Genomic DNA, 7,807 nt, shown 5'->3' on the forward strand with positions numbered 1-7,807 from the left:
TGTTAAGTCTTGTTATTTAATGTAAGGCTATGTAGGTTTTAACCGTAATTGTTGCCGATCTGAGGCTTCCTTAAAGGGCGCTGCTTTAACTTCCATATTTGGCAAACTGTGTTTTAGATGCTGAATTCATCAGTATAGGGCTAGCATTTAATAGTGATGATCTCTTATCCTCTGCACTGGAAAATAATACAAACAAAATGATGACCTGAATAAACGCCCTGGGAGACAGATTCGTGACCACACTACTTATTGGACTGATTATTTTTATCGGTATTCATCTTTTACCTACCTTGCCCGAATTGCGACAAAAATATATCGATAAACTTGGAGAACTGCCCTACAAAGGCATATTTGCGGTGATTTCTATAGCAGGTTTTGCTCTGATTATTATGGGTAAGGCCGATGCTCCGTTTATTTCTATTTGGCAACCACCACAGTTTTTGTCACACCTGACCAAGCTTCTGATGCTGCCTGCATTTATTTTGCTTGTTGCGGCCTATATCCCTTCCAACATTAAACGTAGAGTTCGTCACCCAATGTTAGCTGGCGTAAAATTGTGGGCTTTGGGGCACCTGTTAATCAATGGTGATGCGGCTTCAATTCTGTTATTTGGTGGTTTTCTTGCCTATGCTGTAATAGATATGATTCGTGCGAACAAACGGTCAGAATGGGTCAAGCCGGAACCTAAGCCAGCCTATATGACATTTGTTGTTATAGGTGTCGGCGTGATCGCCTATGGTGCTGTCGCGATGCACCATATGCAATTGTTTGGCGTGCCGCTTTTCTAGGTACGTTACGTTTCTTTAGCGAAAGTCTTTTATAGTGTGATTTTGCGGCAAAGCTATCCCTAAGTTGAGGTGGTAAATATGGCGACGTTTGTATTCTTTGTATTCAGTCTCTTGTGTTTGGCAATGGCTGTTAATGTATTGCGTCCCCATTACTCTCATCCGAAATGGATAGTTCTTAGCTTTTTGCTGGGCTGGCTGACCGGAGAGCTGGCTTTGCACGTTATTGCATTTCAGTTGATAGTTGTCTTCCTCTTTGTTGTTTTTGGTGCGGTCGACAGTTTTATTCCAGCCGTGTCATTAGTGATATGTGTGCTTTCCTGGCTGTTTCTAAGTTACCACTATTTTTCTGGTTACAAAGCCAAAGGTCTGATGGATCAGATCGTTATTCCTCATCGTCGTAAGGAAGATAATAGCTCCTGGAGCCGTCATGAAGAGCTTGATACTTTTCGGCTGCTTTATCCCTTCTACAGTTGGACAGATCCCGGTGTGCAAAATATTAAAGACGTCGTTTACCATAAAGTTGATGGTATGAATCTGAAGCTCGATATTCGCCGAGCAAGAACGACCGCCAATTTTGCGCCGGTACTATTTCAGATTCACGGCGGTGCCTGGACTCATGGTTATGGCAGCAAAAAGGAGCAAGGTATTCCGCTTATGGTGGAAATGGCTAAACGGGGTTGGATTTGCGTAGCCATTGACTATCGGCTAAGTCCGAAGGCGACCATGCCAGAGCATATAATCGACTGCAAAAGAGCCTTGGCTTGGGTGAAGGAGCATATTAAGGAGTATGGTGGTAATCCTGACTTCATCGTAACAACAGGGGGCTCTGCCGGTGGCCATTTATGTTCTTTGCTCAGTCTGAGCGCCAATGATGAAAGTCTACAACCTGGCTTCGAAGATGTAGATACCAGTGTGCAAGGTTGTATTCCCTATTATGGTATTTACGACTTGATGAATGAGCAGAATCTGCAACTGACGGTTGGCCTGGATATCATCATGCGCAAGAATATTATCAAACAGACAAAACAAGAAAATACCGAGATATATCGTCATATGTCGCCGATCAATCACATTAATGAAGCGGCACCTCCTTTCCTCATCATTCATGGCGATAAAGATTCGCTGACGTCTCTAGGGGAAGCGCAATACTTTGCCAGTCGGCTAGATGAAGTGTCTAAGCAAAGTGTGGAGTTTGCCGAGATCGCGGGGGCGCAACACGCCTTTGATGTATTCTCTTCGCTACGCAGCGACTATGTATTATTAGGGGTTGCTGAGCGTCTTGAGCAATGGCATCGAGATTTTCTTAAGAAAAATAAAGGAAATTAAAGAAAACTCCTATTTAGCGACAAAATATGTCGCTCCGCTCCATATTATAGATCCTGTACTTACTTAGCAGCACACATTAAATGCTGCTGACCTATATCATCAGGAGATCTAATATGTTCAGAATTAACGCATTCACTCAAAAAGGCACTAAGTTTCGTTTCCGCATCAAAAGCGACAACATTCATAATGTTCGTGACACTTTAAAAGAGATTTTTGAAGGTCAGGATATGCGTTTGGTACTGGTTGAGCCAGTTTAATAGAGGAAGTATGTATTGACGCTAGAGCCAATAGTTTCATGCTTATCTCGTTTAAACTTAATGTCAGTGTTGACGCTTTATATAGTTCGCCCGTATCAAGTCGATGTTATCGATAAGGTCCTGTTTGATGATGTCGGGCGATATCACTTTGGCCTGAGGGCCTAATGACATTAACCAGTTTCTGAGTTGAACCGTGCGCTTAGTTGTAGCACTTAAGCTCCAGTCATCATCGTGAGCGTGATGTAGCTCCTGATCGTGACTGATAGGGTTGTCGTGTAAGTCTTGTATTAAATTGCTGTGTTTTCCCGTCGTAATACTCAGCTCCAGGGTGTAAGTCTGAGCGTCTTGAAAGTCGATTAAGACATCCATATTTCCTTGATCTAGATAGCTTTTTAGCTCGAAATCTTCAGGCACCGCATTTGCGTGACTGCTAACACTTAAGTCACTTATCTTATGAATCAAGAAACTTCGAAAAGCCTCATCGCCCTTTTGCATGTCACCTTCCTTCTTGGCGACTAAATATATTTTCGGCAGCATAATCGCAACGCCGAAAGGATGAACCTCATAATCTTTGAGTTTTCCTTGGCTTTGATAGCTTAGTATCAGGCGTTTGCGATGAAGGATAGCGCTGTATATCCGGTTTAGCATTTCCAGGTCAAAATCGGCAGCCTTTAACTGTTGCCCGCGTTGGAAAAATTCTACGGCGCTAGTCAGGCGTTGATAATGCTTGGGGGAAATCGACTTCTCTTGTTTTAGAAGCTTGTCTTGAGCTTCCTGAAAAATAGATTTAAGGACATTCTGAGTATCAACAGGTAAGACTTGCTTCAGATGCTTTTGGCTTATGGAGAGTGCCAATGCCATGTAGTCAGGCATTTTCTCAAAACTGTAGCCAATAAGAGAATAAGGGTCGAGACGCCAGAGCCGGCTCTTTCCCAGGCCTTTTTCAGTGCTTAGGCCAAACTCGTTATGGTAGTCATTATCGTCTATTTCGTCACCGAGTAGGAACTTCAAGTCACGTTGTACGAGTCTAAACTGGCTTTTTGCTTTGGAGGCCTGAGTATCCAGATAGCCTGCATCACTCAAATGCTGAATAATTTCATCCGTGCCGATGGCGAGGTGCTGCGACTTCAAATAGTTGAGTATTTCTAATCTTCTAAGAAAGGTTTGCATTGGTCCTCACTTTCAATACGGTGGCTTATTGCAAAGCGCGCAACAAACCAATAAAACTGACGAGCAGTAAGACGCTACCCATTACGCGATAGAATACGACTGAGTCGGTTTCTTGTAGTTTTCGGTGAAACTTTAAACCTAACAGGTGGCCAAGAGCCGCGCAGGGTAGCAGCCATAGTTGGTGGGTTAGCTGGAAGTCGACATTCAGATAAATAAAAGCTGCGACTTTGATCGACACCAAAATAAACCATAGGGCAAATAAGGTGTCTCGCAGCTGCTCCTTCTTAACATGTGAGGCGAAAACAGCTGTTAATAAAGGAGCCCCGATGAGTGAGGTACCACTGACGTAACCACCGAGCATTAAAAAAGTGATATCCAGCGACTTAAAACGGCTCTTAAAGGGCTTGTTAAAAATATAAGTGACGGAATAAACCGCGACGATAGAAAATATTATTAAACCCATTACGGTAGCAGGCAAGGTTATGAGCCCAAATACGCCAATAATCTTAGGAATCAGCATAATTAGAAGCGCACGCTTTAGATAGGGCCAATCAATAGCTGATTCGTCTTGTGCGCCCTGGTGTGCATATTTCTTGCGAATCTTGTGATTTTCAAAAAATATTAAGCCCGAAAAGAATAGCAACTGAAGCGAAATGATTGGCAGGTAAAGCAAAGGGTCATTGTGAATTAACAGTAGGAAGGGCAGTGATAGTACTGCTCCCCCAAAGCCTAAGCCTGAACGCACAAATCCACTCCAAATAAAGGTGAGAGCGATTAATGCACACTGAACAAGGCTAAGTTCTGACATTATCTTTAATCAGCGTCCTGATTACGTTTTTCCTTTGCCTCTTCTTCAGCCTGGCGCTTGGCTTCAATCATGGCGCGGAACTCAGCAAGTTCTCGTTCCATCATTTCTGGAGTCTCGAGGCAAATCTGGCCTAGCTTGCCTGAACGTAATTCATTTAGAACAATAGTTGCGGCTTGATATAAGTCGACAATACCACCCGCCCTTAGGCAGCCCCGTTTACTACCGATAAGTTTTAATAACTCCAGCTTATCTTGCTGAAGATCAAAGGTAGAGAAGTCGAGCTTGAAGCGAGTTGCCAAGGCTTCTGGGTAATGGTTTGCCAAATGCTCCAGGGCAAAAATAGCGACGGATTCATATTCCATTGCGGTGTCTTTAACCGCGCCTGTTGCCGCTAAACGATAACCACAGGTTTCGGGTTCGAGTTTTGGCCAGAGTACGCCAGGGGTGTCCGAGAGAACGATGCCGTTATCAAGGTTTATCTTTTGCTGGCGCTTTGTCACCGCAGGTTCGTTGCCAACTTTTGCAATAGCTCGGCCGGCGATGGAATTAATCAGGGTAGATTTACCGACATTGGGAATGCCCATAATCATGGCATTTATGGGCTTATCTGAATCTTGACGATGTGGTGCGAGTTTTCGACATAAGTTGGCGATAGCGCCTTTATTGCTAAGGGTATTAGCACTAATTGCCAAGGTTTTAACTTGTGCATCTTTTTCGAAGTGTTCTTGCCAAGCTTTGACTACGTCTGGATCAGCTAAATCAGACTTGTTGAGAATCTTAATGCAGGGTTTATCTTCCTTAAGCTGGCGAATCATTGGGTTGGAGCTGCTGAATGGAATCCGAGCGTCCAGTATTTCTATCACCACATCTATTTGAGACATGACTTTCTTAATTTCTTTGCGGGCCTTGTGCATATGACCCGGGAACCACTGAATTGCCATCTACTTATCCTGATTCTTAAGAGAGTCTGGACGAGTATCCAAACCTTGTTTTGAAAGGTCATCCATATGCTGGTTTTTCAGTTTGACGTAATTGCTTGCAGTGTACTTGAAAAAGGTTTTTTCCTTGTCACTAATGGGGCGGATCTTTTTTGCTGGGCTGCCACGATACATATGGCCGGACTCCAGAACCTTGCCTGGCGGGACAACGCTACCTGCAGCGAGAATGACCTCTTCTTCTATCACCGCGCCGTCCATAACAATCGCCCCCATGCCTACTAATACTCGATCTTTTACTGTGCAGCCGTGTAGCAGAGCTTTATGACCAACGGTAACGTCAGAGCCAATGGTGAGTGGAAAACCGTCTGGATTATAGGGGCCAGCATGTGTGATGTGTAACACAGAGCCATCCTGAATACTGCTGCGTTCACCAATTCGAATTTTGTGCATATCACCGCGAATCGCGACTAAAGGCCAGATAGAGCTATCGGCTCCGATTTCAACATCACCAATAACAATGGCTGTTGGGTCGACGAAAACTGATGAGTCTAGTTTGGGGGAAAAGTCGAGATAGTTTCTCACGCAGCTCATAGGCTGATCCTCTTGTGATACATCTGGCGGTGTTATTGACGTCGTTGCGACCTAAGTGTTTTTTCGGTTCAACTTGAGGGCAGAGAATACCGAAAATTAGTGATCTTCACCAGTATCTAGCGCTATGCGAGCAAGTTGCTATAGTGAGACTAAGGGCTTTAAAAAATCATCAATGCCCCCATAAAGAATAAATTGTTCCAAGCTGCTTAGCTCGCTTGCCTTAAAAATATACCAAATAGATAGAGTTAAAATTAATGAACCCATTGTTAGCTGATTCGCCACTGCCACTGTTTGAGCAGATTACATTAGAGCACTTTGAGCCCGCATTAGATAAGGTGCTTGCAGACAACAGAGCTTTAGTCGAAAAGCTTGTAACTGATAAACAATATTCTTGGCAAGATTTTGCGTATCCTTTAGAAAGTGCTGACGATCGCTTGAATAATGTTTGGTCGGTTATTTCCCATTATAACTCAGTGCTAAATTCCGATGAGTTGAGAGAAATCTACAAGCGCCTTATCGCTAAATTGACAGAATACGGTACAGAAATGGGGCAGAATAAGGACTTGTTTTTAGCTTATCAGGCCTTGGCTGATAGCGATGAATACGCTGGGCTGAGCCAAGCTCAAAAGCAGTCAATCAAACATACTCTTCGTGGCTTCAAGTTGTCGGGAGTGGCGTTGGAAGATGATGAAAAAGAAGCCTACTCGGCATTGAAGAAGGAGATGTCAGAGCTGACCAACAGCTTTTCGGAAAATGTCTTGGATGCGACACAGTCTTGGACGCTCTATTTTGAAGACGTTGATTCACTTGCAGGTCTGCCAGAAAGTGCACTACAACTGCTCGAAAGCCAGGCAAAAGCCAAGGGACATGAAAAGGGTTATCTGATTACCCTGGATATTCCTAGTTATTTGCCGGTTATGACTTACTGCGATGATGCCAATATCCGTGAGCAGCTATATCAGGCTTATTTGACTCGCGCTTCCGACCAAGGACCTGATGCGGGTAAGTGGGATAATAGTAATAATATCCAACGCATACTCAGTTGCCGTCAGGCGCTTGCTAAGTTGCTGTCGTTTGACAATCATGCCGAGCGCTCCTTAGCGACTAAAATGGCAGACACGCCAGATGAAGTGATTGAGTTTTTAGAGCAGCTTGCAGGCAAGGCTATTGATTACGCAAAAAATGAAGTAGAAGAGCTTAAAGCCTATATGAAAGAAGAGTTCGGTGTGGCTGAACTGAATCCCTGGGATGTGGGCTATTATTCCGAAAAGCTTCGACAGGCTCGTTTTGATATTTCGCAAGAAGCGTTAAAGCCATACTTCCCAGCACCAGTGGTTCTGCAAGGCATGTTTGATGTGGTTCAGAAACTGTTTGGCATTGAAGTCAAAGAGCGCCCTGAGGTGAAAACCTTCCACCAAGATGCTCGCTATTACAGCATTTATAGCGAGGGTGAAGAAGTAGCTGGTTTCTATCTGGATATCTATGCCCGAAAAGACAAACGTGGTGGCGCCTGGATGGCAGACTGTCGTGCACGCAGACGTTTGGCCGATGGCTCTGTGCAAATGCCGGTAGCTTTCTTGGCGTGTAACTTTACACCGCCTGTTGCGGATGAGAGCGGTAATCTGGCAGATAGCTTGTTAACTCACAATGAAGTGACGACACTGTTCCATGAGTTCGGACATGGTTTGCACCATATGTTAACCAAAGTCGATGTTGCTGGGGTATCAGGTATTTCTGGGGTGCCTTGGGATGTGGTTGAACTGCCAAGTCAGTTTTTGGAAAACTGGTGCTGGCAGGAAGAATCGATAGCTATGATCAGTCGTCACTACCAAACAGGAGAAGCGCTGCCGAAGGATATGTTGGATAAGATGCTAGCAGCGAAACACTTTCAAAGTGGCATGATGATGATGCGCCAGCTTGAGTTTGCCT

The 7,807-nt window shown here is 44.3% G+C and carries 8 protein-coding genes; 4 read left to right on the forward strand and 4 right to left on the reverse strand.

The window, feature by feature from the left end; all coding sequences use genetic code 11:
* Positions 1-233 precede the first annotated feature (233 nt).
* From A3756_RS09755 to A3756_RS26640, 3 genes are all read left to right on the forward strand, one after another.
* Complete coding sequence (locus A3756_RS09755; protein WP_068514618.1) at positions 234-788, forward strand: NnrU family protein; 555 nt, start codon at positions 234-236, stop codon at positions 786-788.
* Positions 789-866: 78 nt separating this feature from the next.
* The gene (locus tag A3756_RS09760) at positions 867-2,114 is read left to right on the forward strand and encodes an alpha/beta hydrolase (protein WP_068514622.1); all 1,248 of its coding nucleotides are present in this window, start codon (positions 867-869) and stop codon (positions 2,112-2,114) included.
* Between the two features lie 113 nt (positions 2,115-2,227).
* A complete protein-coding gene (locus tag A3756_RS26640) occupies positions 2,228-2,371 on the forward strand; it encodes a hypothetical protein (RefSeq protein WP_156490390.1) in 144 nt (47 codons plus the stop codon).
* Between the two features lie 63 nt (positions 2,372-2,434).
* Here the strand turns inward: A3756_RS26640 and A3756_RS09765 are convergent, their stop codons facing one another.
* From A3756_RS09765 to A3756_RS09780, 4 genes are read right to left on the reverse strand one after another with little or no spacing between them, the layout of a single operon-like run.
* Positions 2,435-3,541: a YafY family protein gene (locus A3756_RS09765; RefSeq protein WP_068514624.1), complete on the reverse strand. Its 1,107-nt coding sequence runs from the start codon at positions 3,539-3,541 to the stop codon at positions 2,435-2,437.
* A gap of 25 nt (positions 3,542-3,566) precedes the next feature.
* Entirely contained in the window at positions 3,567-4,349 is a 783-nt protein-coding gene (locus A3756_RS09770) for a TSUP family transporter (RefSeq protein ID WP_068553420.1), read from the reverse strand.
* A 5-nt stretch (positions 4,350-4,354) separates the two neighbouring features.
* Positions 4,355-5,290 carry a ribosome biogenesis GTPase YlqF gene (ylqF, locus tag A3756_RS09775; protein ID WP_068553421.1) on the reverse strand — a complete coding sequence of 312 codons (936 nt, stop codon included), beginning with the start codon at positions 5,288-5,290 and terminating at the stop codon, positions 4,355-4,357.
* On the reverse strand, positions 5,291-5,878 hold the full coding sequence (locus A3756_RS09780; RefSeq protein ID WP_068553422.1) for a gamma carbonic anhydrase family protein: 588 nt from the start codon (positions 5,876-5,878) through the stop codon (positions 5,291-5,293).
* A gap of 254 nt (positions 5,879-6,132) precedes the next feature.
* On the opposite strand from A3756_RS09780, the gene A3756_RS09785 reads away from it, so the two are divergent.
* The coding region (locus A3756_RS09785; protein ID WP_068553423.1) for a M3 family metallopeptidase at positions 6,133-7,807 on the forward strand (1,675 nt) is incomplete at its 3' end.

Source organism: Oleiphilus sp. HI0086 (genome assembly GCF_001635225.1).